The sequence below is a fragment of the Streptomyces sp. NPDC096310 genome (assembly GCF_044763125.1).
In the GTDB taxonomy this organism is placed as follows: Bacteria; Actinomycetota; Actinomycetes; order Streptomycetales; family Streptomycetaceae; genus Streptomyces.
The window spans coordinates 85253-110959 of the sequence record NZ_JBIWFO010000003.1; the positions used below are offsets into that span (position 1 = coordinate 85253).

Here is a 25707-nt window from a genome sequence, read left to right on the forward strand (position 1 = left end):
TCAACGGTCAACTCCTCTGCAGGGGAAGGTGTGATGTGGTGGGTAGTGGGGTGCTGACCTTGAACTCGGCCCAGCAGCGTTTGCCGGGCGGCAGCGGATCGAAGCCGTGGCGGTCCGCGAGTGCTGCGACGAGAAACAGCCCGCGTCCGCCTTCCTCGTCCACATCCGACAGGCTGACCTGTGGGACGGCGGGGTTGGCGTCGTTCACCTCGATCCGCAGTCCCTTGTCGCTCAGGCAGACGCTGGCCGTGATCGGGCCGCCGTTTGCGTGCCGGACCGCGTTCGCGATGAGCTCTGCGGCCACCAGCTCTGCCGCGTCCAGGAGTTCGGGGCCGAGGAAGGCGCCGAAAGTCCGTATCCCGTCCGCGAGCTGCTGGCGCGCGGACGCTGCGGCAGCTGGCGTGCGGGAGACGGGAATCCGGATGTGATGCGCTTCCATGAGCGGCCTCGTGGTCGGTTCGGCCACTCCACGCAACCGCTCCAGAGGTAAGCCGAACCAGTCGGTGTGCCGGGGCTGCATCACTTATGCAGGAGCTGCATCACTGCCATATGCCGCTCGGTTACTCTCGGTTGAGCAGGCAGGATCGGCGACGGCAGAAGGGGCCGTGGCACAGATGGCCGAGGCACAGAGTGAGGCGAGACGGATCGGCGAAGTGATCCGTCAGGCACGCGTGTTTCAGCGGCGCTCGCAGCGGGACGTTGCCGCCGCGCTTGGGTATCACCAGGCGAAGGTGAGCCGCCTGGAGAGCGGCAGGGGTACCGAGGACGTGCGAGTGCTGCGCGAGATCGCGCAAGTACTGGAGATTCCGCCGCAATGTCTCGGCCTCGCCGCCGCTTCTGATGCCAGCCCCGCCGAGCCCGGAACGGAGGACATGCACCGCCGTACCTTCCTTGCCGCGAGCGTCGCCGCGCTCGCGGCTCCGCCGTCGTCGAGCGCGGCACACCACGACCTGATCCAAGTCCTGTTGCCAGGCACGAGCCCCGCGGCGACCGGTCAAGCCCTGGGCCTCGACGAACTGCGGGACCGGGCACGGGCCGTACGCCGGATGTTCTGCACGTGCGACTACGCCGAACTGGAGCAGACCTTGCCGGGTCTGATCGCCGACCTGCGTCAGGCCGCCGGAGGCTCGTCCGGCTCGGCGGAGGTGTCCGGGCTGCTCGCGACCGCCTACCAGACGTCGGTGAGCCTGTTGCTGAAGCGGGCCGATCAGGGCAACGCCTGGCTCGCGGCCGGTCGGGCCATGGCCGAGGCGGAACGGTCCGGGGATCCTGTCGTCCTCGCCGCCAGTGTCCGCGTCCACGCTCACGTCCTTGTGCGGGAGAAGCACACGGCCCAGGCCGTGAACATGGTCCGCCACACTGCCGACCAGCTCACCGGCTCCTACGACCAGCGCTCGCCCCGGTACCTGGCAGCGGTCGGTCTGCTGTTGCTCCGTGGAGCGACCGCCGCCAGCAGAAATGGCGACCGCGACACCACCCAGGACTTCCTCACCGAAGCCAAGGAAGTCGCTCGCTACGTCTCCTTCGACCGGCCGGACGCCTGGGCGAACTTCAGCCCCACCAACGTCGCACTCCACGAGATCAGCGCAGCTGTCTCCTTCGGTGACGCCGGTATCGCTCTGGAAACCGCACGGCCGCTCATGCGGCGGCACATTCCTGTCCCCGAGCGCCGGGCCGCGCTGTGGGTGGAGACCGCCCGCGCCTACAGTCAGCAGGGCAGGCTCGCCGACGGCTACCAGGCCCTGCGCATCGCCGAGAGCTGCGCGGCTCAGGACATCCGCCGCCCGGCCGTACGCGAACTGGTCGCCGACATGGCAGCCCGCGACCGCCGCCGGGCACTGCCCGAGCTGCACCACTTCAGCCGCCAACTGGGAGTGCCCGCGTGAGTGATCAGCCCGACAAGCCGTTCCTCCAGATCGTGGTCTGCGCGGCCGGGGTCGCAGCCGACGTCGGCAAGTTGATCACCGCGGCACAGGAACGGCGTTGGGACGTCGGCGTCATCGCCACCCCGCAAGGACTCGGCTTCCTCGATGCGGAGGCGGTCGAGGCCCAGACCGGCCGCCCCACCCGCTCGGCCTGGCGATCACCGGGCGAACCGCGCCCAACCCGGCCCGCGGATGCGATCGCGGTCGCCCCGGCCAGCTTCAACACCGTCAACAAGTGGGCCGCCGGGATCTCCGACAATCTCGCCCTGGGAGTCCTGTGCGAAGCACCTGCCATGGACATCCCGGTCGCCGTGCTGCCGTACCTGAACTCGGCCCAGGCCGCCCACCCCGCGTACCGCCAGAGCCTGGAACGGCTACGCGAGATGGGCGCCCTGATCGGCTCGTACGAACCGCACCGGCCGAAGGCCGGCGGCGGGGCCGACCGCTACCGCTGGGAGGAAGCGCTGGAACTGCTCGCTCCCAGGCTGTCCGCCCCGGCCTGATCAGCGCCGCCGCGTCGGGGACCCTTGCGGTGGCCGACCAATGGCTGCCGAGGGGCGGACCGGCACGCTGGGCCGTTGCATGGCACTGTGGGCCCTGGCCGCCTGGGCCCAAGGACCGGGAACGTGGCGTTCGCCGAGGCGGCGGATGCGCCAGGTCAGCGCGCGGGCGGGACTGCGGGCGTCGTCCAGGGCACGTTGGTGCAGCGCCTGGCCGAAGACGGCGGCCGCGTTGTGTTCTGCTGCCTCTGCCTCTGCGAGCACGGTGGCGCGTGGCGCCCGTGGCGCCCGGGGCCGTCCCGCTACCCCGGCGCGTCCCCCGCGAACTCCGGCCGCCCCGCAGGCTCCTCGGCCATGGCCAGCCGGGCGTGGCCGAGGAACGCCCGCGCCGCCGGGCTGCCCGGTTCGCCGCCGCGCCAGCCGAGCGCGAGCCGCCCGCGGGGCACGGGAGGCGCGAAGGGCAGCACCCACAGCCGGGCCGGGTGAACGCGCGCGAGGCGTTCGGGCAGGATCGCCAGCCCCAGCCCGCCACCGGCGAGTTCCGCCAGGGTGTTGGGGTTTCCGGCCTCGAAGCCGATCCGCGGGGCGAAGCCGGCGGCGGAGCACGCCTCGTCGAGACTCGCGCGCAGCCCGGTGCCGCGCGGGAGGCTGATCAGCGTACGGTCCCTGAGGTCGTCCGGGGTGATCTCCGCGCGCCCGGCGAGGGGGTCCCCCTGGCACACGGCGCCGACGAGCGCCTCGTCGGCGATGACCTGGGTCAGGACGCCCGGCGACCGGGTGGCGGACAGGCCGATGATCGCCGCGTCGAGCCGGCCCGCCCGCAGCGAGGCGACGAGCTCTTCGGAGTTGGCCTCCGAGAGGGTGATCTCCACCGAGGGGTGGCCCTGGTGGAAACCGGCGAGCAGCGCGGGCAGGTCGATGGCTCCGCAGGAGGGCACCACGCCCAGTGCGACCTGGCCGCGGACCAGTCCGGTGAGTTCGTCGACGGCGAGACGCGTGTCCACGACCGCCGCCAGGGCGGCCCTCGCGTACGGCAGCACCGCCGCGCCCACCTCGGTGAGCCGGACCGCGCGGCCGGAGCGGTCCAGCAGGTCTTCACCGAGTTCTCGTTCGAGGCGGCGGATCTGTGCGCTCACCCCGGGCTGGGCCACCCGCACCCGTACAGCCGCTTTGGTGAAACTCGCCTCCTCGGCCACGGCTATGAAGTACTCCAACTGCCTCAGCTCCATAACTGATGATGCTAGCAGCGAGACGAACCAGATCTTGGACTACTAGTGACCGGTGCCCCAGGCTGTGGACACATGGGCTTGCTCTCCCGCCCGTGTCCTCCGCGCCCGGCGAAAGGAAAAGCACAGTCATGAGTGATCTCCCGGCAGCAGCGTTCCAGGAGCTTTCCGAGCGGGTGGAAGGCCCGGTGTTCCGGCCGGGCCGGCCCGGTTACGACGAGGAGCGCTCCGGATTCCAGACCGCCTTCCGCCACCGCCCCGCGGTGATCGTCGGCGCGGCCGGGGCGGCCGACGTGAGCGCCGCCGTGGCCTTCGCGGCCGAGCACGGACTGCCGGTCGCCGTGCAGGCCACCGGGCACGGGCTGTCCGCCGCCGCCGACGGCGAGGGGCTGCTCATCAGCACCGGCCGGATGGACGGCGTCCAGATCGACCCCGAGGCCCGCACCGCCCGGTTCGAGGCCGGTGTGCGCTGGGAGCAGGTCGTCGCGGACGCGGCCCCGCACGGGCTCGCGCCGCTCAACGGCTCCGCCCCGCACGTGGGCGCGGTCGCCTACACGCTCGGCGGTGGACTGGGGCTGCTGGCCCGCCAGTTCGGGTACGCGGCCGACCATGTGCGCGCCATCGAGGTCGTCACCGCGGACGGGACGGAGCGCCGGGTCACCGCCGAGAGCGATCCCGACCTGTTCTGGGCGCTGCGCGGCGGGCGGGACAACTTCGGTGTCGTGACGAGCATGGAGGTCGACCTCTTCCCGGTCAGCCGGCTCTACGGCGGCGGGCTGTTCTTCCCCGCCGAATCGGTGACGGACGTGCTCACCGCCTATCTGGCGTGGACCGCGACCGTGCCGGAGGAACTGACCTCCTCCGTCTCGCTGATGGCCTACCCGGACCTTCCGATGATCCCCGCCCCGCTGCGGGGCCGTTACGTGGCCCATGTGCGGATCGCCTACACCGGTGACGCGGATTCCGGGGAGCGTCTGGTGGCGCCCCTGCGCGCGATCGGCCCGCGGCTGATCGACAGCGTGCAGGAAATGCCGTACACGGCCTGCGGCACCATTTACAACGACCCGGCTTTCCCGCACGCGTACTACGGGAACAATGTGCTGCTGGGCGAAGTGGATTCCTCGGTGCTGGTCAAGACGGTGCTCGATGTGGCCGGCCCGGAGGCGCCCGCGCTGTGCGTCATCGATCTGCGTCATCTCGGTGGCGCCCTTTCCCGGCCGCCCGCTGTTCCCAGCGCCGTCGGCAATCGGGACGCGCAATTCATCCTGCGGGTGCTGACGCCCCTGGCGGCCTCCGATCTCGATGTGGCCAAGCCCGTGCACCAGAGGCTTTTCGACGCGTTGCGGCCGTGGACCACGGGCCGTTCGCTGAATTTCGTCTACAGCGACGAGGACATGCCCGACCAGACGGGCGAGGTCTATTCGTCCGACGACCGTCGCCGGCTCGCCGAACTCAAGAGCGTTCACGACCCGGCCAACCTGTTCCGCTTCAACCACAACATCGCCCCGGCCGCCGCCGGTTGAGCTGACCGGACCGGCGTCGCGCACGGTACGCGACGAGGCCGGGACGTACCGTGACCGATCGGTGCGGCCGGCCGTGGCCGGGGGGTGCGCGAGCGGGGCTCCCGGCCACTGTTTCCGGACATCTGTTCCGTGACCGGAATGATGCGTTTCCGGGAATCCCCGGCGGGCGGGCGGCGTTGGGGATTCCCGGACAGGTTCTGGCGGCCTCGCGCCGCGCGTGTCCCTCTGGATCGGAGAAGGTATTTGATGATTAAGTTGAAACGGCGCCGGTGACAACGCTGTCATCAGGGCTTCAAGCGGACTCGGGGGGGTCGCGTTGGTCTGCTTTCGCGTGACAAGGTCCCGCTTTGCTCGACTGCGCGACCTCTTCCATTGGTTATCTCATTGAAGAAGGGGGCCGGTGGGAATATGGAGTTCCGTATTCTGGGGCCGGTTGAGATTTCGTACGAGGAACGCTTGGTGTCGCTGGGGGGAAGCAAGCCGAAGTCGATTCTTGCTGCTCTGCTTCTGGCGAATGGAAAAACCATCTCGAACAGCGAGATCAGTGAGGCGTTATGGGGAGTTTCGCCGCCCACGACCGTACAGGCGCAGATTCACACCTATGTGTCCCGGCTGCGCAAGGCGGTCGGCCCTGATGTCACCATCGTGCGCCGGTCGACCGGGTACGTACTGCCGATCGGCCCGGTGAAGCTGGACTACGCGGAATTCCTGCGGCTGTCGTCCCTCGGCCAGGCGGCGCTGCTGAACCAGCGGTACGAAGGGGCTTCCGCCTATCTGTCCGAGGCTCTGGCGCAATGGCGCGGATGCGCCCTCGGGGGAGTGACCTCCCATCTGGCCGACACCGAACTGCCCCGGCTCAACGAGTCGAGGATCACCGTGTTCGAGCAGAAGGCGGAGGCGGATCTGGGGCTCGGGCGCCATGTCGAACTCCTCACCGCCCTCACCGATCTGGTGGAGGAGTTCCCCGTACGGGAGCGGCTGCGCTCCCTGCTCATGAAGGCCCTGTACCGCAGCGGCCGGCAGGCGGACGCGCTGGCCGTCTACTACTCCGCGCGCAAGGTGCTCGCCGAAGATCTCGGCGTCTACCCGAGCCCTTCGCTGAACGCCGTCTTCCAGGGCATCCTCAACGGCGACCCGGAGCTGGACGCGCCGCGCCTGCGGCTGCACACCGTACGGCACCGCCCCGCGGCCGAGGTCCCCGCCAGGATCCCGCCGGACATCGCGGACTTCACCGGCCGCAGGGCCGAACTGCGGGAACTGGCCGACCGGCTCTCCCCGGCGAGCCCCGCCCGGCCCCTGGTGATCACCGGGATGGTCGGATCGGGGAAGAGCGCGCTGGCCGTACGGGCGGCCCACGAGAACGCCGCGCATTTCCCCGACGGGCAGTTGCACGTGGACTTCACCCAGGAGGGGAACCGTATGCGCGGGACCTACGGCGTCCTGGGCGAACTCATCCGCGCGGTCGACCCGGACGTGGCGCTGCCCAGTTCCCTGATCGAGCGGATCTGGCTGTACCGGAGCAACATCGCCAGCCGGAAGATGCTCGTACTCCTGGACAACGTGATGGACGAGAAGCAGGTGCGCCCGTTCCTGCCGGGGGTCGGCGCGTCGCGGGTCATCGTGACGAGCCGGTCCTGCCTGGCCCCGCTGGAGGGGGCCCGTATCACCCGGGTCGGCGCCTTCGACCGTGCCGAGGCCGTCGAGCTGGTGAGCCGGATCGTCGGCGACGGCCGGGTCTCGGCGGAGCCGGTGTCCACGGAAGCGCTGGTCGAGCTCTGCGACCGGCTTCCGCTGGCGGTACGGGTGGCCGCGGCGAGGCTGGCGGCCAAACCCCACTGGCCGATATCCCATCTCGTGGGCCGGATGGTCGACCCCTCACGGAACCGTCTCGACGAATTACGGATCGCCGATTTCGACGTCCGCTCGAAAATCCAGCAGAGCTTCGGCCAGCTCTCCGAGGACACGAGATCGGCGCTCGCCTGGCTGGCCCTCCTGCCCTCAGGCCAGATATCCGCCGTCACCGCGGCGCTCCCCCTTGAGGTGAGCAAGGTCGAGGCCGAGGACATTCTGGAACACCTCGTCGAACACAATGTGCTCAGTGCCTGTGGAGTGGACGAGAAGGGAAACCTGACCTATTCCTTCTCCAGTCTGGTCTGGATGGCCGCCCTGGAAATGCCCGAGCGGTTCGCGTCGATGGGCGGGACGGCCGTCGGCCGCTGTCAGGCGCGGCTCTCCTCCTGAGCCGGGGCCGGGGATCCGCCGGAGCCCCGCGAGCGGGTGAACACCCCTTCAGGCGCGGGGAGTCCGGACGGTCCGGTCGACGACGGGCAGCCTGCGGCGGGCCCGGGCGATCAGCGCGCGGCCGGCCGGGCTGGTGGGCCCGCCGGGCCGCCAGGCGAAGGCCAGACGCCCGCGCAGGGCCGGCCGCGTGATCGGGATCGCCCGCAGCCTCGCCGCCCGCGTCGCGGCGAACGCGCAGGGCAGGATCGCGATCCCCAGCCCGCGGGCGGCGAGTTGGGCCAGCACGTTCAGGTCGCCGGCCTCGAACGCGATCTGGGGTACGAAGCCGAGGCCGGCGCACGCGTCGTCGAGCCGGGCGCGCAGCCCTGTGCCGCCGGGCAGGCTGATCAGCGCCCGGCCGCGCAGCGTGTCCAGCGAGATGGCGGGTTGGACGGCGAGTTCGTGGTCCTTGCTGACCGCGGCGACCAGCTCCTGGTCGTCGACCACATGCATCTCGATGTCGTCCGGGGCCGTGTCCCCCACGCTGATGATCGCCGCGTCGAGCCGTCCCGTACGCAGCCCGTCCAGGAGCTGGTCGGAGGTCTCCTCGCAGAGTGAGATCTCGACCCCCGGGTGGTCGTTGTGGAATCCGGCGAGCAGACCGGGCAGATCCACCTGGTGGGAGGTCACCGTCCCGATGGCGACCCGGCCCCGGAGCAGCCCGGTCAGTTCGTCGACGGTGAGCCGGACGCCTTCCACCGCGGCGAGCGCGGCGCGCGCGTACGGCAGGACGGCCGTGCCCGCCTCCGTCAGCTGGATCGAGCGGCCGGAGCGGTCCAGCAGCTCCTGCCCGAGTTCGCGCTCCAGTTGGCGTACCTGAGCGCTCACCCCGGGCTGGGCCACGTTCATCCTGGCGGCGGCGCGGGTGAAATTCCGCTCCTCGACCACGGCCACGAAGTATGCGAGCTGCCGAAGTTCCATAAGCAGTGATTCTAGCAATGAGATTTACTAAGTCTTGGACTTCTGACAGTTGTTACGCGAGGGTTGCAGGTGAGAGAGATAGGAGTTGATCATGTCCGAAACCCGTCAACGCGCCGCGACGCCCGAGGAACTGGCTCGGCTGTTCGTGGAGAGGGCCAACGCCCGTGACGCCGAAGGACTGGCCGAGCTGTACGCGCCCGACGCGGTGCTCGCCTATCCGCCGGGTGGCTCGACGGTAGGCCGGGAGGCGATCCGCGCGGTCTGGGAGCGGATGCTCGAACACGCGCCGCTCCCGTTCCCGGTCGAGGAGCCGCTGCCGACGGTGCGCCACGGCGACCTCGCCCTCACCTCCACCCGTGACTCCGACAACACGGGCGGCCGGGTGCAGGTCGCGCGTCAGCAGCCGGACGGCTCCTGGCTGCGGATCATGGACCGGCCCGAGGTCCCCAAGGAGTAGGACTCCGCCCGTGGCGGGGGCCGCACCCGGTGAGGTGCCCGGCTCCCGTCACCGTGCCGTTCCGGCCTCGCGGCGCTTCCCGGGCCGGTACGCGCCGAAGGCCGCGAGGAGCAGCGCGAGCGACGCCGCCGCCGGCGGTACGGCGTACGCCCGGGCCGCGGTGGTGTGTTCCGCCGCCCAGCCGCCCAGGGCCGCGCCCGCCGCGATCCCCGCGAGCAGCGCGGTCACCGCCAGGGTCATCGACTCGTTCAGCCGGGCCTCCGGGGTGAGGCGCTGGACGAGGGTCATCCCCGTCACCATCGTCGGCGCGGTCGCCGCGCCCGCCAGCAGCAGCGCCCCCGCCAGCAGCGGCAGCGAGCCCGTGCGCGCCGCGAGCGCCGGCAGGGTCAGCAGCGCCGCCATCGCGGCGACACACAGGAGCAGCCGGACACGCGGACGGCGCGCCGGGGCCAGGGAGCCCAGCAGCAGCCCCGAGACCCCCGATCCGGCCGCCTGGAGCGCGAGCACCGCGCCCGCCCACGCGCCGTGTCCCCGGTCGTCCGCGAAGGCGAGGGTGACGACCTCCGTGGCGCCGAAGACCACGCCCGTGGCGAGGAAGACGGCGAGCAGCCCGGTCAGCGCGGGGGAGTGCAGCGGGGCCAGGGAGGCGGCCGTACGCCCGGCGGCGGGCGGTTCGGTGGCGCGCTGGGCCGCGAAGACCAGGACACCGGTCAGCAGCAGGACCGCACCGGTCAGGGTGCCCGCCTCCGGGAAGAGCGCGGTGCACAGGAAGGCGGCCAGCACCGGGCCCAGCATGAAGCACAGCTCGTCGGCGGCCTGTTCGAAGGCGTTGGCGGTGTGCAGGGCCGCCGCGTCGCCCCGGTGCAGATGCGCCCAGCGTGCCCGGGACATGCCGCCCGTGTTGGGGGTGGTGGCGGTCGCCGTGTAGGCGGCGAAGAGCGTCCAGTCGGGGGCCCCGTACCGTACGCAGAGCAGCAGGGCCAGCGAGCCGAGCACGGCGATCGCGGTGGCGGGGACGGCGACACGGGCCTGCCCGTACCGGTCGACGAGGCGCGCCGTCCAGGGGCCGGCCAGGGCCGTGGCCGCGAGACCGGTGGCGGTGACGGCGCCCGCCAGGGCGTACGACCCGCGCGACCCGGCGATCATGATCACGGCGGCCACGCTGAACATCCCCATCGGGAGGCGCGCGAGCAGATTCCCGGCGGTGAACGCGCGGGCGCCCGGGGGCGCGAAGAGACGGGCGTACGGATGCACACGCCGCCGCGCGCTCCGGCGTGCGGCGCCCTGACGCACCCCGTGGTGTGCGCTTCCGTACCCCTCCTCGCGCGCGGCCAGGACCAGCGTGGAGCCGGTCACCGCCAACAGCGGTGTGTTCGGTCGGACGGGTTCGGGGCGCGGCGCGGTGAACGGACGGGAGCGGGGGAGCGGGGAGCGGGAGTACGGCATGGCCTCACCCTCACGGCCCGCCCCGCTCCCGGTCCAACACCTGATGGGAGGCCGTTCACGCAATCCCGTTGTCAATGGCGGGCGTGGGCTGTTCAATGCCGTGTGCCCAAGGACATCGACCCCCGGCTGCTGCGCGCCTTCACCGTCACCGCCGAAGAGCTGCACTTCACCCGCGCCGCCGCCCGTCTCCACCTCGCCCAGCAGGCCCTCAGCCGCGATGTCCGCCGGCTGGAACGGGAGCTGGGCGTGGAGCTGTTCGTACGGACGACCCGCCGGGTGGCCCTGACGGCGGACGGCGAGCGACTGCTTCCGTACGCCCGCCGGGTGCTCGCGGCCCAGAACGAGCTGCTGGCCGCCCGCACGGGCGAGGTGGCGCCGCTGCTCGTGGACCTCAACAGCGAGGGCATGGTCTCCGGGCGGGTGCTGGCGCGGGCCCGTGAACTCGTCCCGCGGCACGAGCTGATGGCCCGCTTCCGCAGCGGCCTGACCGGCGCCGCCGCGGACATTCTCGCGGGGCGGCTCGACGCCTCCTTCGGCTATGTGGGAGGGCTCGCGCCCGTCCTGCGCGACGCGCTCGGCCACCAGCTCGTCCGGTACGAGCCGATGGCCGTGCTCCTGCCGTACGACCATCCGCTGGCCCGGCTCCCCGGGGTGCCGCTCGACGCGCTCGCGGGGGAGCGGGTGTACGCGGGCGCCGGCAACCCGGGGACCGAGGAGTGGACCGAGCTGGCGCGACGGCTCTTCGCGGGCCGCTCCATCGAGGTCGCCCCGCCCGCGCCGATGGCCGTCGGTGTGGAGGAGTTCCGCCGAGTCATGGCCAAGCATCGCCAACCGGTCCTGACCGTCATAGATTTCCCGGTGATGCCGGACACAGTGCTGCGTCCGCTCATCGATCCCGTCCCTCTGTCGCCGCTCTCGCTGGTGTGGCGCAAAGAGTCGCGTCATCCGGGGCTGGAGGCGCTGCGAGCTGCCGCTGCCGAGCTCGCAGCCGACGAGGGATGGCTCGATCCGGACCCTGCCGATCTCCTCCTACCACTGTTCTTGCATTGATACATCACAACTTGTGAACCGGATCCACACACTCTCTCGGTGCGCTACATTCGTTGCCCGGGTGCGGTGTGGTAGGGGCGCGCGGTGCGAGTGGGGTCTCGGCCGACAAATTCAGCCAGCTTATGTATGCACCTAAATCAGTCAGTGGTGGGGGATGTGCGTACTTCAGTGGAACAGTGGCGCGAAGATGCCCGGACCGGGCACACCTATGAGCCGAACGATGTGACCGTGGAACTGGACGGTCTGGGCCGTCAGCTCTCCGAACTGCCCCCCGGGACCCGTCCCGTGACGCAGCCCGGCACCGGCACGACCATGGGCACCTCCATAGGCACCGGCACCTCCATAGGCACCGGCACCCCCATAGGCACCGACCCGGCCGATCCCCCCGAGGGCCCCGTCTTCGTCGACGAGAGCGGCCGTCGGAGCAAGAAGCTCCGCCGGGCCGGCTGGGTCGTCGCGATCGCCTGCGCCTGCTACGCCGTCACCGTGGTGGCCGCGCTCCTCGGCGGCGACTCCTCCGCCCCCTGGCTCCAGATACCCGGCCTCGCGGACAAGAAGGAGCCGGACGTCGTACGGATACAGCCGGCCCCCACGACCTCCCCGACCGCGGTGTCCAGCGGCGCCGGTCCGACCGCCTCACCCGCGGCGACGGACACCGGCGGCGCCACCGCCCCCCGTACTTCAGGGACCGTGACCACCGGCGACTCGGTCGTCCCCGCCCCGGGCGCGTCGAACTCCGTCCTGCCCCCCGCGGCCTCCGGGGCCCCCGGCGACACCGATCCCGACCCCGGCCCCGGCAAGAGCGACGACACCGGGACCGGCACCTCCGGCGGCGCGGGCTCCGCCGGCGCCGGGGGCCAGGACCCGACCCCCACCACCAGCGACATCAGCTCGCCGCCCGCCGATCCCAGCCCTCCCGTCGAGACACCGTCCGTCGACGACGGCGGCCAACTGGCAGCGGAAGGCGCGCGGTAGATGACCTCCTCAGGCAGGCGGGCCCAGCACCACCGCGGCACCAAGCCCCGAAGAAGCGCCGGGCCCGCCCGGCGGCGCAGGCTGCCCATGCGCTATCTGCTGCCCTCGCTCGTCCTCGTCGCGCTCGCCGCCATGCTCATGCTCCGCGGCTACGTCCACAGCGAGATCCTCGCCGACCACCGCGTCCGCCCCCCGGCCGCCACCGACGAGGTCCCCCGCCACATCCTCGAAGGCGGCCCCGTCATCGACGCGCGCGGCTCCGAGGCCGCCCGGTCGATCGACATCCCCGACCGCAAGCTCGTCCTCACCTTCGACGACGGCCCGGACCCCGAGTGGACCCCCAAGGTCCTCGACGAACTCAAGAGGTACAACGCCCACGGCGTCTTCTTCGTCACCGGCACCATGGCCTCCCGCTACCCCGAGCTCGTCAAGCGCATGGTCGACGAGGGCCACGAGATCGGGCTGCACACCTTCAACCACCCCGACCTCTCCTACCAGACCCGGTCCCGGATCGACTGGGAGCTGACCCAGAACCAGCTCGCGCTGGCGGGCGCCGCCGGGATCCGCTCCTCGCTCTTCCGGCCCCCGTACTCCTCCTTCGCCGACGCCATGGACAACAAGTCGTGGCCGGTCACCCAGTACATCGGCAGCCGCGGCTACATCACCGTCCTCGACAGCCTCGACAGCGAGGACTGGAAGCGCCCCGGCGTCGACGCGATCATCAAGGGCGTCACCCCCAAGGGCCACGAGGGCTCCATCGTCCTGATGCACGACTCCGGCGGCGACCGCTCCCAGACCGTCGAGGCGCTCGGCCGCTATCTGCCCGAGATGCGGAAGCGCGGCTTCACCTTCGCCAACCTCACCGAGGCGCTCGGCGCGCCCAGCGCCCATACCCCGGTCACCGGCGTCGAGTTGTGGAAGGGCAAGGCGTGGGTCGCCGCCGTGGCCCTCTCGGACAACCTCACCGGCGTCCTGGTCGCCGGGCTGGCCGTGATCGGCTTCCTGGTCATCTCGCGGTTCGGGCTGATGCTGGTGCTCTCCTTCGCGCACGCCCGCAAGGTGCGCCGGCGCGACTTCCGCTGGGGCCCGGAGGTCACCGAACCGGTCACCGTCCTGGTCCCCGCGTACAACGAACGTGAGTGCATCGCCAATACGGTCAACTCCCTGATGGTGAGCGACCATCCGATCGAGGTGATCGTCATCGACGACGGCTCGACCGACGGGACCGCCGACATCGTCGAGGCGCTCTGGCTGCCCAATGTCCATGTCGTACGCCAGCACAACGGCGGCAAACCGGCCGCACTCAACAACGGCATCGCGCACGCCGGCCACGACATCGTCGTGATGATGGACGGCGACACCGTCTTCGAACCGTCCACCGTACGGGAGTTGGTGCAGCCCTTCGGCGACCCGCGGGTCGGCGCCGTCGCGGGCAACGCCAAGGTCGGCAACCGCGACACCCTGATCGGGGCCTGGCAGCACATCGAGTACGTGATGGGCTTCAACCTCGACCGCCGTATGTACGACGTCCTCGGCTGCATGCCCACCATCCCCGGCGCGATCGGTGCCTTCCGCCGCCAGGCGCTGGACCGCGTCGGCGGCATGAGCGACGACACGCTCGCCGAGGACACCGACATCACCATGGCCATGCACCGGGACGGCTGGCGCGTCGTCTACGCCGAGCGCGCCCGCGCCTGGACCGAGGCCCCGGAGTCCGTGCAGCAGCTCTGGTCCCAGCGCTACCGCTGGAGCTACGGCACGATGCAGGCGATCTGGAAGCACCGCCGCGCCCTCGTCGAACGCGGCCCCTCCGGCCGCTTCGGCCGCGTCGGACTGCCGCTGGTCTCCCTCTTCATGGTGCTCGCGCCGCTGCTGGCCCCGCTGATCGACGTCTTCCTCGTGTACGGCCTGGTCTTCGGCCCCACACAGAAGACCGTCGGCGCGTGGCTGGGCGTCCTGCTCGTCCAGGCCGTGTGCGCCGCCTACGCCTTCCGGCTCGACAGGGAACGTATGACACACCTGATCTCACTGCCCCTCCAGCAGATCCTGTACCGGCAGCTCATGTACGTGGTGCTGCTCCAGTCCTGGATCACCGCACTCACCGGCGGCCGGCTGCGCTGGCAGAAGCTGCGCCGCACCGGTGTGGTGGAGGCGCCAGGATCGATCCCGGGCCGGGCCGCACGGGACGCGGAGCGGAGGCCGGTCGCGTGAGCCACCACTCCGTGAACGCGGGTACGGGCGGCAGGGGAGGTACGGGAGGGTTCGGGGGCGGCGGAGGCATGGGCGGTACGGACGCGACCCCCGCGTACGGCCACCCGGCCCTGACCCCGGGCCCGGCCGGGCCCGCCGCCGCACCGCCCACCGCCCCGCTCCCCAAGCCGCCCGGCCGGGACCGCTATCTCGACCTGCTGCGCGCGGTGGCACTGGTCCGCGTCGTGGTCTTCCACATCTTCGGCTGGGCCTGGCTGACGATCCTCTTCCCTTCCATGGGCGTGATGTTCGCGCTGGCCGGGTCCCTGATGGCCAGGTCGCTCGCGAAGCGCCCCCCGTGGAGCGTTCTGCGCGGCAGGCTGCGCAGGCTGCTGCCGCCGATGTGGGCGCTGGCGCTGATCATCGTGCCGGTGATGTTCCTGATGGGCTGGAAGCCGGTGCGCGAGGAGGGGCTGTGGGGCATCGTCAGACTGCTCAACTACCTCGTGCCGATCGGCGCCCCGCCGTACCCCTTCGAGAGCGGTGACGGCAGTGGCATCCTCGACACGACATGGGCCCAGGACTCGGCGGGCCCGCTCTGGTACATCCGTGCCTACCTGTGGTTCGTCCTGCTCTCGCCGCTGCTGGTACGGGCGTTCCGCCGGGCGCCGTGGGTGACGCTGCTCCTCCCCGTCGCCCTGACGGCCGTCATCGGCACCGGACTGGTCGAGGTCCCCGGCGAGTTCGGGATGGCGCTCACGGACTTCGCGGTGTACGGCGCCTGCTGGGTGCTCGGCTTCGCGCACAACGACGGCATGTTCCAGAAGGTGCCGCGCTATCTGACCGTCTCCCTGGCGGCCATGACGATGGCGTTCGGCCTGTGGTGGGCCTCGGGCCATCTCACCGCCGAGGGCTGGAACCTGGACGAGATCCCGCTCGCCCAGGCGACCTGGTCGCTGGGGTTCGTGGTGATCCTGCTCCAGTACTCGCCGTCCTGGCACGAACTGCCGGGAAAGCTCAAGCAGTTCGACTCGACCATCACCCTGGCCAACAACCGGGCCGTGACGATCTACCTCTGGCACAACCTGCTGATCATGATGACGTACCCGCTCATCGACCAGCTCTGGAACATCCCGGGGTCCGAATCCTTCGCCACGGAGCTGGACTCGTTGTACAACGTGCTGCCGCTGGTCATGGTGTGGCCGATGATCGGGCTGATGATCCTGGCCGTCGGATGGGTCGAGGACCTGGCGGCACAGCGCCGGCCCAGGCTGTGGCCGAACGGGGAGAAGCGGACCAGGGGCACCCGCGGACGCTGATCCGATGGCCCCTCGGCCCCTCAGCCCGCGTACGCCGAACTCTCCCGGACGACCAGCGAGGGCGTCAGCAACACCTGCTCCGGCGCGCCCCGCGGCTCCTTGATCCGGGCGAGCAGCAGCCGGGTGCAGGCGCGGCCCACCTCGGGCAGCGGCTGGCGCAGGCTGGTCAGGCCGGGGGTGAGCAGCCCGGCGGCGGAGGAGTCGTCGAAGCCGACGACGGCGACATCGCGCCCCGGCGTACGGCCGCTCTCCAGCAGCGCCCGGTAGCAGCCGAGGGCGAGGGTGTCGCTGACCGCCACCACGGCCGTCGTACCGGCGGAGAGGAGCGGGGCCACCGCGTCCCGCGCCGCGCCGACCTCGTTCGCCGCGGACGCCCGCAGACCGCGTACGGGGAGCCCGTGGCGGCGCATCGCCTCCCGCCAGCCCCCGGCCCGGTCGTCGCCCACGCCGGAGCCCTTCGGCCAGCCGAGCAGGGCGATCCTGCGGTGGCCGAGCGCGACGAGGTGGTCGACGGCGGCCGAGGTGCCGTGGGCGCCGTCCACGTCCACCCAGTCCCCGGCGGGCCGTGCCGACCACGGGCGGCCGAAGGCGACGAAGGGGACACCACGGCCCCGCAGCCAGTCAGGGCGGCGGTCGCCCCGGAAGGTGTGGGTGAGGACGAAACCGTCGACCGGCTGCTCCCGCAGCAGCTCGGCGTAGCAGTCCGGCTCGTGCTCGGCCCCGGCGGGCGCGGTGAAGAGCAGCACCCGGTACCCGGCCTCGTTGGCCGAGCGCGAGAACGCGTGCAGGAAGTGGTCCATCACCGGCCCCGAGTCCCCGTGGGTCATGGGGTGGACCCCGTATCCGATCAGCTTGCTGGACCGCGTCCGCAGGGCGCGCGCGGCCTGGTGCGGCCGGTAGTCCAGCTCGGCTATCGCCCTGCGGACCCGCTCCAGGGTCGGCGGCGCGAGAAGTTCGGGGGCGTTGAGCGCGTTGGACACGGTCTGCGGCGACACCCCCGCCCGCTGGGCGACCTGGGCCAGGGTTGGGGGCCGGTCGCCCCGGCCGGTGGCTCTCGTCGTCGTACGCGCCATGCGGTCCCCTTCGCGTCGGGGCGCGCGCCGGCCGCTCCAACGCACGCTGAGTCACCCCGAGTTGGAACAGTAATCGGCGCGCGAGGGAGAGGGACGCGGATTTTCGCCGGTCACCGGGGCCCCGGTCCGCCCGAGCCCTCTCTCGGGGTCCCGCTCACAGCGGTCCCCCGCCCCGGGTGAGAGCAAGGTTGCGCGGCGGTCATTTTGCGGCACGGGGGCGAAACGCGGCGTATCTACGGTCGGAATCACCTACCGAACCCGTCCGTGGAGGCGTGATGACTGCCCCGATCACCACCGTCGCAGCACGTAAAGGGGGCCGCTGGATCGAGCACTGGGATCCGGAGGACGAGACCTTCTGGCGCGGGACGGGGGAGCGGACAGCCCGGCGCAATCTGCTCTTCTCCGTGCTCTCCGAGCACATCGGCTTCTCCATCTGGACCCTGTGGTCCGTGATGGTGCTGTTCATGGGGCCGGAGTACGGCGTCGACCCGGCCGGGAAGTTCTTCCTGATCGGGACCGCCACCCTGGTCGGCTCGATCGCCCGGGTCCCCTACACCTTCGCCGTCGCACGGTTCGGCGGGCGGAACTGGACAGTCTTCAGCGCGCTGCTGCTGCTCCTGCCGACCGTCGCCGCGTTCGTCGTCATGGAGCCCGGGACCTCGTACACCACCTTCATGGTGGTCTCCGCGCTCACCGGGGTCGGCGGCGGCAACTTCGCCTCCTCCATGACGAACATCAACTCCTTCTTCCCGCTGCGCAAGAAGGGCTGGGCCCTCGGCCTCAACGCGGGCGGCGGGAACATCGGGGTACCGGTCGTACAGCTCGTCGGGCTGCTGGTGATCGGGGTCGCGGGCGCCGCGCACCCCCGGATCGTGCTGGGTGTCTACATCCCCCTGATCATCGGCGCCGCCGTCTGCGCCGCGCTGTTCATGGACAACCTCGCGCCCGTCAAGAACGACACCGGCGCCGCCAAGGAGGCCGTACGCGACCGGCACACCTGGATCATGGCGTTCCTCTACATCGGGACGTTCGGGTCGTTCATCGGGTACAGCTTCGCGTTCGGGCTCGTCCTCCAGACCCAGTTCGGCCGCACCCCTCTCCAGGCCGCCTCGATCACCTTCATCGGGCCGCTGCTCGGCTCGCTGGTCCGGCCGGTCGGCGGGACGCTCGCCGACCGGCACGGCGGCGCCCGTATCACCCTGTGGAACTTCGCCGCGATGGCCGCGGCGACCGGTGTCGTGATCTTCGCCTCCGTGATCGAGTCGCTGACCGTCTTCCTCGTCGGATTCGTCGCGCTGTTCCTGCTCACCGGGCTCGGCAACGGCTCCACGTACAAGATGATCCCCGGCATCTTCCAGGCCAGGGCGCTGGAGCAGGGGATGTCAGGGGAAGCCGCCGCCGCGTACGGACGCCGGCTCTCCGGGGCTTCCATGGGACTGATCGGAGCAGTCGGCGCACTCGGCGGGCTGGCGATCAACCTCGCCTTCCGGCAGTCCTTCCAGACGGCGGGGACCGGCACCTCGGCGTTCGTCGCCTTCCTGGTCTTCTACGCCTGCTGCTTCGTCCTCACCTGGGCGGTATACCTTCGCAGGGCGCCCGTCAGCTCCGTAAAGGCGGAGAGCGAGCCCAGGCTCAGCTACGCGGAGGTGTAGACCGGAGCCGGACGTAACACCGGCGAAATGGTGGCGTACCGGGCCTGTCACGCACGGTTGACAGGCTCGGTCGTCTTGCCCGGTGCGACAGATTCGCGTGCGAGTGCGAAGGTGGCGCAAGCGGGAGAACGGCGGGAGGAGATACGTGGACGATCAGGGGCACGGCCCGCTCGCGGGATTCACCATCGGGGTCACCGCGGCCCGGCGCGCCGACGAACTGGGGGCGCTGCTCCAGCGCCGCGGCGGCTCCGTCGTGCACGCGCCCGCCCTGCGCATCGTGCAGCTCGCCGATGACGCGGAGCTGCTGACCGCGACGAAGGAGCTGATCGGGCAGGTGCCCGACGTGGTCGTCGCCACGACCGCGATCGGATTCCGCGGCTGGATCGGCGCGGCCGACGGCTGGGGTCACGGCGAGGACCTGCTCTCCTGCCTGCGCGGCGTCGAGCTGCTGGCCCGCGGGCCCAAGGTGAAGGGCGCCATCCGGGCCGCCGGGCTCACCGAGGCGTGGTCGCCCGCCTCCGAGTCCATGGCCGAGGTCCTGGACCGCCTCCTCGGCGAGGGCGTCGAGGGGCGCCGTATCGCCCTCCAGCTCCACGGCGAACCCCTGCCCGGCTTCGTGGAGGCGCTGCGGGCGGGCGGCGCCGATGTCGTGGTCGTCCCCGTCTACCGCTGGATGCCGCCGGAGGACCTCGCCCCGGTCGACCGGCTGATCGACGCGACCGTGGCCCGCTCCGTGGACGCCGTCACCTTCACCAGCGCGCCCGCCGCCGCCTCGCTGCTCTCCCGCGCCGAGGAGCGCGGCCGGCTCCCCGAACTGCTCGACGCCCTCCACCACGATGTGCTGGCGGCGTGCGTGGGGCCGGTCACCGCGCTGCCGCTCCAGGCGCGGGGCATCGACACCGTCCAGCCGGAGCGCTTCCGGCTCGGCCCGCTCGTCCAGGTGCTCTGCACGGAGCTGCCGGGACGCGCCCGTACGCTGCCGGTCGCGGGCCACCGGGTGGAGATCCGCGGCCACGCGGTCCTCGTCGACGGCGAGTTGCGGCCGGTGCCGCCCGCCGGTATGGCGCTGCTGAAGGTGCTGACGCGGCGGCCGGGCTGGGTGGTGTCGCGGGCGGAGCTGCTGCGCGCGCTGCCCGGCGCGGGCCGTGACGAGCACGCCGTCGAGACGGCGATGGCCCGTCTCAGGACGGCGCTGGGCGCCCCGAAACTGATCCACACCGTGGTCAAGCGCGGCTACCGGCTGGCGCTGGACCCGTCGGCGGACTCCAAGTACGCCGACGTCTGAGCGGCGGCCGCGTCCGAGCGGCGGCGGCTGCCCCGGCGCCCGAGGCCCGCGCGACGGAGGTCCGTACAACGGAGGCCCGCGCGACGGAGGTCCGTACAACGGAGGGTCCGTACAACGGATGGCCGCGCGCCGGAGGCCCGCGCGCCGGACCTCCGGAAAAGCGGGCCGTGAGGTCCGGACCTGCCTGGGTACCGTACGGAGATGGCCTCTGACTCCCCGATCCTCATCCGTCCCGCCGCCCCGGGCGACGCCCAGCAGGTGGTGGAGGCGCTGCTGCGCAACCGTGACCACATGCGCCCCTGGGGCCCCATACGTCCCGCCGACTTCTTCACCGCGCAGGCCCAGGCCCACCGGATCGCCGACCCTTCCGTCCGGATCTGGCACCTCAGGGACGGTGACCTCGTCGTCGGCCAGGCGGTCCTCTCCACCATCGTGCTCGGGCCCTTCCGCAGCGCGAGCCTCGGCTACTGGGTGGACGCCGGGTACACCGGACGCGGCCTGGCGACGCGACTGGTCGAGGAGGTCTGCCGGGCGGCCCGGGACGATCTGGGGCTGCACCGCGTCGAGGCGGCGACCGTTCTGGCCAACGTCGCCTCCCAGCGCGTGCTCCGCAAGTGCGGCTTCGAAATGATCGGCACCGCCCCGGACTACCTGCACATCGACGGCGCCTGGCGCGACCACCATCTCTTCCAGCGCATCCTGCACAACGGCCCGCCGAACACCGCCCCCTGACACCGGCTCGGACAGCGGCGGTGGCGGGGGTTCCGGCGGCGCCGCCTTGCGGGCACTCTGGGAAGGGCGGCACCCGGGGCGGCACCCACGGTGACATCCGAGGCGGTGACAGGCGCATGGCGGCGGGCAGGACAGCGGGCAGGGCGGGCACGGGCGCGTACGGCTGGCGGTACGACTCCGGGCGGGTCTGCCTGGACCTGGTGGCCACCGCGGAACCGCCCCCGGGAGGCCGGGGGCGGCTCGACGGCGCCGTACCCCTCGGCCGGTGGCTGCTCGGCGCCGGACTGCTGCCGCCCGGCACCCCGCTCGCCGGGATCGACGCCCGCTGGGTCCGCTCCTTCACCGAACTCCGCGACGGCATAGGGCGGTTGGTACGAGCCGAGCTCGACGGCCGGCAGGCGCCCGCCGCCCTGGAGCGGGTCAACGCGCTGGCGGCCGGGGCGCCGCCGGGCATCAGGGCCGTACGGAACGACGCGGGCGTCCTCGTACGCGCCCCGATCCCCGAGCCGGAGTGTGCCGCGCTGCTCGCCGCCGTGGCCAGGGACGCCGTGGAACTCCTCACCGACCAGGAGGCGCGGGCCCGGCTGCGGCGGTGCGAGGGCGACCGCTGCCGGCGCGTCTATCTCGACACCTCGCGGGGGCGGCGCCGCCGCTGGTGCTCCAGCGAGGTCTGCGGGAACCGCGAACGGGTCGCCCGGCACCGGCGCAGGACGGCCCTGACCGAGGCATGAGCATCCCGGTGTCCCCGGGAGCCCCGTAACGCCCAAAGGCGGCACAGACGGCGGTTCGGCACACTCCGGGTGGCCGGACAAGGGGGCCTCTCCGGCCGATTCCATAGGGTTCTTGCGCTATTTCAAGCCAACTCTGCGCGCCCTCTTTGCGAGTCATGGACATCTCCTCCACGAGTTCTGCACGAATCCCGGGGTGCGGCAACGATCGGTGTGCGAGCCGCCCAGAGGGCGTGGGAGCGCGCCCAAAAGATCTTGAAAGATTTTTCGGAACGGTTGAGCACCGCTGGTCGGGCTTCCGTAGTGATGAGGGAGAAGCAGCCATGAAGGTATCGACCGGGAGGTTTAGGTGCGCAAGGATGCGGCCGTGGCCGATGACCGCCCTCACCGGGCCCGACACCGGAGCGCGACACCGCGCACCAACACTCCCGCACCAGACGAGGAGTTGATGCGAGCCCTCTACCGGGAACATGCCGGACCGCTGCTCGCCTACGTCATGCGTCTCGTGGCGGGCGACCGCCAGCGAGCCGAGGACGTCGTGCAAGAGACGCTCATCCGTGCCTGGAAGAACGCCGGTCAGCTCAACCGGGCGACCGGCTCTGTCCGACCTTGGCTGGTGACGGTCGCCCGGCGCATCGTCATCGACGGACACCGCAGCCGGCAGGCCCGGCCGCAGGAAGTCGATCCGTCGCCGCTGGAGGTCATGCCCGCGGAGGACGAGATCGACAAGGCGTTGTGGCTTATGACGCTCTCAGATGCCCTTGAGGATTTGACCCCCGCCCACCGGGAAGTACTCGTGGAGACGTACTTCAAGGGGCGTACCGTCAACGAGGCGGCCGAAACACTCGGCATACCCAGCGGGACCGTGCGTTCCCGTGTGTTCTACGCACTGCGTTCGATGAAGCTCGCGTTGGAGGAAAGGGGGGTCTCGGCATGACCACGCACGAGCAGTACGGACTGGGCGACGAAAGTACTGTGCATGAAACCGTCGGCGCGTATGTTCTCGGCATTCTGGACGATGTCGACGCCTCCATCTTCGAAGCGCATCTGGCCGGGTGCCGGATCTGCGCGGTCCATCTGGAGGAGTTCTCCGGGATGGAACCGATGCTGGCCATGCTGGCGGACAACCCGGACCCGTTCGGCTCCATGGGGCCACCGGGCTCCCTCGCCTCCGTGTCCTCCATCAGCCCGCAGGCCCCGCCGCCGGTCCCGCTCTCCCAGCTCCCGACACCGTCCGTCTCCGTACGGCCCAGCCCCCAGCTTCTCGACAAGCTGGTCGACGAGGTGGCCGCGAAACGCGTCAAGCGCAAGCGCCGCGGGCTCTACCTCGTCGCTGCCGCGGCCGCGCTGATCGTCGGCGGTCCCGTCGCGGTCGGGGTCGCCACGCAGGGCGGCGGCAGCGGCAGCACCAACATCGAGGCGCGCTCCACCCCGGCGAAGGAATTCGGCCAGATGACCCACAGGGTCGGGGCCACGGACCCGACCACGAAGATCAGCGGGACCGTCGCCATGGAGGAGAAGCTCTACGGCACGCTGATGACCCTGGAGCTGAAGAACATCAAGGGGCCGCTGAAGTGCAGCCTGATCGCCGTCTCCAAGACGGGTGAGCAGGAGGTCGCGACGTCCTGGTCCGTGCCCAAGTGGGGGTACGGCATCCCCGACAGCACGAACGAGGACGCCAGGAAGCCGCTCTACATCCAGGGCAGCACGTCCATGAGCCCCAGCGAGTTCGATCACTTCGAGGTACGGAGCTTCGACGGCAAGCGACTGCTGGACATCGACGCCTGACATACGTGCCCCCTTCGCGTACGGTTGACGGCTGCCCGACGCACGTCATGAAGGGGGCCTCGGTGGCCGCGCAGGATGCCGCTGTTGAATCCGCTGGACCCGCCGTCGATCCCGGACGCGACACGGGGCACGACTCCGTACGCGCCCGTGAGATCGGCGTCGAACAGCACCATCTCGACCAGGTGTACCGACGCCTGGAGGAGAAGATCCACGAGGCGGAGTTCCTGATGAACGACGCCGCCAAACGGGGGCAGGTCGGTACGCCGGGAGCCCTCGCCGAACGGGACGCCCAGGTCTTCCGGGCCGGGATCCACCTCAACCGGCTCAACAACGAGTTCGAGGATTTCCTCTTCGGCCGGATCGACCTCCTCCAGGGCAAGGACGGCCGGAAGGGCCCGGACGGCGCCTACACCTCGGTCGAGCCCGCCGACGACGCCATCGGGCCCGACCGTACGGCCGCGATCGCCGAGACCCTGCACATCGGCCGGATCGGGGTGCTCGACTCCGACTACTCGCCGCTGGTCATCGACTGGCGCGCGCCCGCCGCCGCGCCGTTCTACCGCGCCACCCCGGTCGACCCCGGCCGGGTGGTACGGCGCCGGGTCATCCGCTCCAAGGGCCGCCAGGTCCTCGGGGTCGAGGACGACCTGATGCGCCCCGAGCTGACCGCCTCGCTCGGCGGCGACACGCTGGCCGTGATCGGCGACGGCGCGCTGATGGCGGCCCTCGGGCAGGCCCGCAGCCACACCATGCGGGACATCGTCTCGTCCATCCAGGCCGAACAGGACCTGGTGATCCGGGCGCCAGCCGCCTCCGTCACCGAGGTCTCCGGCGGCCCCGGCACCGGCAAGACCGCCGTGGCGCTGCACCGCGCCGCCTACCTGCTCTACCAGGACCGGCGGCGGTACGCGGGCGGCATCCTGATCGTCTCGCCGACGCCGCTGCTCGTCGCGTACACCGAGGGCGTGCTGCCGTCGCTGGGCGAGGAGGGGCAGGTCGCGATCCGCGCGGTCGGCTCGCTGGTGGACGGCGCGGAGGCCACGGCGTACGACGAACCGGCCGTCGCCCGCGTCAAAGGCTCGGCGCGGATGCTGAAGGTGCTGCACAAGGCCGCCAGAGGGGCGCTGGAAGGCGGTACGGGGCCCGCCCCGGCACCCCGGCCCCGGGCGGGCGGTCCGGTGGGCCAGCTCGCGTTCGGTGACCCGGAGGGGGAGGAGGCCGCCGACGAGGACGACACGCCCGGCGTGGCGGTACGGACCGATCTGCTGCGGGTCGTCGCCTTCGGCCGCCGCCTCGAACTGGAGGCGGACGAGCTGCGGCGCATCCGGCACACCGTGCTCGGCGGCACCGCGCCCGTCAACCTGCTCAGACCCAGGGCCCGAAGACTCCTGCTGGACGCCCTCTGGTCGCGCTCCGGCTCCGCCGGCCGCCACACCGACCCCGAACTGGCGGCCGAACTGCGTTCGTCCTTCGACGAGGACATCACCTCGGAGGACTCCTTCACCGCCTTCCTGGACGCCTGGTGGCCCGAGCTGACCCCGCGCGGGGTGCTCGCCGCGATGGCCGACGAGCGCCGCCTCGGCCGCTGGTCCCGCCGTGTCCTCAACCCGGGCGAGACCCGGCGCCTGGCCCGCTCGCTGAAGCGGCTGGGCCCGGACGGCACGGGCCCGCTCTCCGTGCACGACGTGGCCCTCCTGGACGAGCTGGAGACCCTGCTCGGCGCGCCGCCGCGGCAGCGCAGGCGCCGTGAACTCGACCCGCTGGACCAGCTCACCGGTCTTCAGGAGCTGATGCCGCAGCGCGAGGAGTCGCAGCGCGAGCGCGCCGAGCGGCTGGCGGCGGAACGTACCGAGTACGCGCATGTCATCGTCGACGAGGCGCAGGACCTGACCCCCCTCCAGTGGCGGATGGTCGGCCGCCGCGGCCGGCACGCCACCTGGACGGTCGTCGGCGACGCCGCCCAGTCCTCCTGGTCGGACCCGGACGAGGCGGCGGAGGCCAGGGACGAGGCCCTCGGCACCCGGCCGCGCCGCCGCTTCACCCTGACGGTCAACTACCGCAACCCGGCCGAGATCGCCGAACTGGCCACCAAGGTCCTGGCGCTCGCGATGCCCGGGATGGAGGCGCCGCGCGCGGTGCGCTCCACGGGCGTCCGGCCGCGCTTCGCGGTCGTCGAGGACGGGGACCTCGCCCGCGTCGTGCGGGCGGAGGCCCAGGCGCTGCTGGACCGGGTCGACGGCACGGTGGGCGTCGTCGTCGCGATGCACCGGCGCGAGCAGGCGGCGCGCTGGCTGGCCGCGCTCGGGGACCGGGTGGTCGCGCTGGGCAGTCTGGAGGCCAAGGGGCTGGAGTACGACGCGACGGTGGTGGTCTCGCCCGCGGAGATCGCCGACGAGTCCCCGGCCGGCCTGCGGGTCCTGTACGTGGCGCTGACCCGGGCGACGCAGCAGCTCACGGTGGTCTCGGCGGCCCGCGACGAGCCGGACGCCGAGGGCGTTCCCGACCTGCTCAGGGAGTGACCGTACGCATTGACTTCCGGTCAACTCGTACGGAGGGAATCGCTTACCGGGGTGGTTTGTTAGCCTGGGTGTGACACCGGCCCGATCCAAGCCCCCGGGCCCAACCTTCGTCGCTTCG

At 71.6% G+C, this 25707-nt stretch carries 21 protein-coding genes; 16 read left to right on the forward strand and 5 right to left on the reverse strand.

Translation table 11 applies throughout. The features are described 5' to 3' along the window. Window positions 1-7: 7 nt before the first annotated feature. Window positions 8-439, reverse strand: coding sequence for an ATP-binding protein (locus ACIQ7D_RS08675; RefSeq protein ID WP_403935257.1), 432 nt, complete (start codon window positions 437-439; stop codon window positions 8-10). 175 nt (window positions 440-614) lie between these two features. Between ACIQ7D_RS08675 and ACIQ7D_RS08680 the strand changes: the two genes are divergently transcribed. After that, a complete protein-coding gene (locus ACIQ7D_RS08680; protein ID WP_403936054.1) occupies window positions 615-1886 on the forward strand; it encodes a helix-turn-helix domain-containing protein in 1272 nt (423 codons plus the stop codon). Further along, entirely contained in the window at window positions 1883-2428 is a 546-nt protein-coding gene (locus ACIQ7D_RS08685) for a flavoprotein (protein ID WP_403935259.1), read from the forward strand. The genes ACIQ7D_RS08680 and ACIQ7D_RS08685 overlap by 4 nt, the downstream gene beginning before the upstream one ends. Window positions 2429-2727: 299 nt before the next feature. Here ACIQ7D_RS08685 and ACIQ7D_RS08690 read toward each other — a convergent pair whose 3' ends face one another. Beyond that, window positions 2728-3654 carry a LysR family transcriptional regulator gene (locus ACIQ7D_RS08690; RefSeq protein WP_403935261.1) on the reverse strand — a complete coding sequence of 309 codons (927 nt, stop codon included), beginning with the start codon at window positions 3652-3654 and terminating at the stop codon, window positions 2728-2730. 128 nt (window positions 3655-3782) lie between these two features. Here ACIQ7D_RS08690 and ACIQ7D_RS08695 point away from each other — a divergent pair, with 128 nt between their 5' ends. Continuing rightward, window positions 3783-5174, forward strand: a complete 1392-nt coding sequence (locus ACIQ7D_RS08695) for an FAD-binding oxidoreductase (RefSeq protein WP_403935262.1) — start codon at window positions 3783-3785, stop codon at window positions 5172-5174. Between the two features lie 459 nt (window positions 5175-5633). Further along, window positions 5634-7415, forward strand: a complete 1782-nt coding sequence (locus tag ACIQ7D_RS08700) for a BTAD domain-containing putative transcriptional regulator (RefSeq protein ID WP_403935264.1) — start codon at window positions 5634-5636, stop codon at window positions 7413-7415. Window positions 7416-7463: 48 nt separating this feature from the next. On the opposite strand, the gene ACIQ7D_RS08705 is transcribed toward ACIQ7D_RS08700, so the two are convergent. After that, window positions 7464-8375: a LysR family transcriptional regulator gene (locus ACIQ7D_RS08705; protein WP_403935266.1), complete on the reverse strand. Its 912-nt coding sequence runs from the start codon at window positions 8373-8375 to the stop codon at window positions 7464-7466. 91 nt (window positions 8376-8466) lie between these two features. Between ACIQ7D_RS08705 and ACIQ7D_RS08710 the strand changes: the two genes are divergently transcribed. Further along, the gene (locus ACIQ7D_RS08710) at window positions 8467-8832 is read left to right on the forward strand and encodes a YybH family protein (protein WP_403935268.1); all 366 of its coding nucleotides are present in this window, start codon (window positions 8467-8469) and stop codon (window positions 8830-8832) included. A 48-nt stretch (window positions 8833-8880) separates the two neighbouring features. Here ACIQ7D_RS08710 and ACIQ7D_RS08715 read toward each other — a convergent pair whose 3' ends face one another. Beyond that, the gene (locus tag ACIQ7D_RS08715; protein ID WP_403935270.1) at window positions 8881-10278 is read right to left on the reverse strand and encodes an MFS transporter; all 1398 of its coding nucleotides are present in this window, start codon (window positions 10276-10278) and stop codon (window positions 8881-8883) included. Window positions 10279-10380: 102 nt separating this feature from the next. Between ACIQ7D_RS08715 and ACIQ7D_RS08720 the strand changes: the two genes are divergently transcribed. The 4 genes from ACIQ7D_RS08720 to ACIQ7D_RS08735 all read left to right on the forward strand — a co-directional run bounded on the left by ACIQ7D_RS08720 (window position 10381) and on the right by ACIQ7D_RS08735 (window position 15812). Continuing rightward, window positions 10381-11328: a LysR family transcriptional regulator gene (locus ACIQ7D_RS08720; RefSeq protein WP_403935271.1), complete on the forward strand. Its 948-nt coding sequence runs from the start codon at window positions 10381-10383 to the stop codon at window positions 11326-11328. A gap of 156 nt (window positions 11329-11484) precedes the next feature. Then, window positions 11485-12303: a hypothetical protein gene (locus tag ACIQ7D_RS08725; RefSeq protein WP_403935273.1), complete on the forward strand. Its 819-nt coding sequence runs from the start codon at window positions 11485-11487 to the stop codon at window positions 12301-12303. An 87-nt stretch (window positions 12304-12390) separates the two neighbouring features. Then, a complete protein-coding gene (locus ACIQ7D_RS08730) occupies window positions 12391-14514 on the forward strand; it encodes a bifunctional polysaccharide deacetylase/glycosyltransferase family 2 protein (protein ID WP_403936056.1) in 2124 nt (707 codons plus the stop codon). A 68-nt stretch (window positions 14515-14582) separates the two neighbouring features. Next, on the forward strand, window positions 14583-15812 hold the full coding sequence (locus tag ACIQ7D_RS08735; protein WP_403936058.1) for an acyltransferase: 1230 nt from the start codon (window positions 14583-14585) through the stop codon (window positions 15810-15812). A 20-nt stretch (window positions 15813-15832) separates the two neighbouring features. On the opposite strand, the gene ACIQ7D_RS08740 is transcribed toward ACIQ7D_RS08735, so the two are convergent. Beyond that, a complete protein-coding gene (locus tag ACIQ7D_RS08740; protein WP_403935275.1) occupies window positions 15833-16885 on the reverse strand; it encodes a LacI family DNA-binding transcriptional regulator in 1053 nt (350 codons plus the stop codon). A gap of 275 nt (window positions 16886-17160) precedes the next feature. Here ACIQ7D_RS08740 and ACIQ7D_RS08745 point away from each other — a divergent pair, with 275 nt between their 5' ends. From ACIQ7D_RS08745 to ACIQ7D_RS08775, 7 genes are all read left to right on the forward strand, one after another. After that, on the forward strand, window positions 17161-18537 hold the full coding sequence (locus ACIQ7D_RS08745; protein WP_403935277.1) for a nitrate/nitrite transporter: 1377 nt from the start codon (window positions 17161-17163) through the stop codon (window positions 18535-18537). A 145-nt stretch (window positions 18538-18682) separates the two neighbouring features. Beyond that, complete coding sequence (locus tag ACIQ7D_RS08750; RefSeq protein WP_403935279.1) at window positions 18683-19822, forward strand: uroporphyrinogen-III synthase; 1140 nt, start codon at window positions 18683-18685, stop codon at window positions 19820-19822. A 201-nt stretch (window positions 19823-20023) separates the two neighbouring features. Then, entirely contained in the window at window positions 20024-20554 is a 531-nt protein-coding gene (locus ACIQ7D_RS08755; RefSeq protein WP_403935281.1) for a GNAT family N-acetyltransferase, read from the forward strand. Between the two features lie 116 nt (window positions 20555-20670). Further along, window positions 20671-21285 (forward strand): CGNR zinc finger domain-containing protein, encoded by a 615-nt coding sequence (locus tag ACIQ7D_RS08760; RefSeq protein WP_403935283.1) that lies wholly within the window; start codon window positions 20671-20673, stop codon window positions 21283-21285. A gap of 346 nt (window positions 21286-21631) precedes the next feature. Next, complete coding sequence (locus ACIQ7D_RS08765; RefSeq protein ID WP_114624088.1) at window positions 21632-22219, forward strand: sigma-70 family RNA polymerase sigma factor; 588 nt, start codon at window positions 21632-21634, stop codon at window positions 22217-22219. Continuing rightward, window positions 22216-23070, forward strand: coding sequence for an anti-sigma factor family protein (locus ACIQ7D_RS08770; RefSeq protein ID WP_403935285.1), 855 nt, complete (start codon window positions 22216-22218; stop codon window positions 23068-23070). The genes ACIQ7D_RS08765 and ACIQ7D_RS08770 overlap by 4 nt, the downstream gene beginning before the upstream one ends. A 62-nt stretch (window positions 23071-23132) precedes the next feature. After that, complete coding sequence (locus ACIQ7D_RS08775; protein ID WP_403935287.1) at window positions 23133-25589, forward strand: HelD family protein; 2457 nt, start codon at window positions 23133-23135, stop codon at window positions 25587-25589. Window positions 25590-25707: the final 118 nt, after the last annotated feature.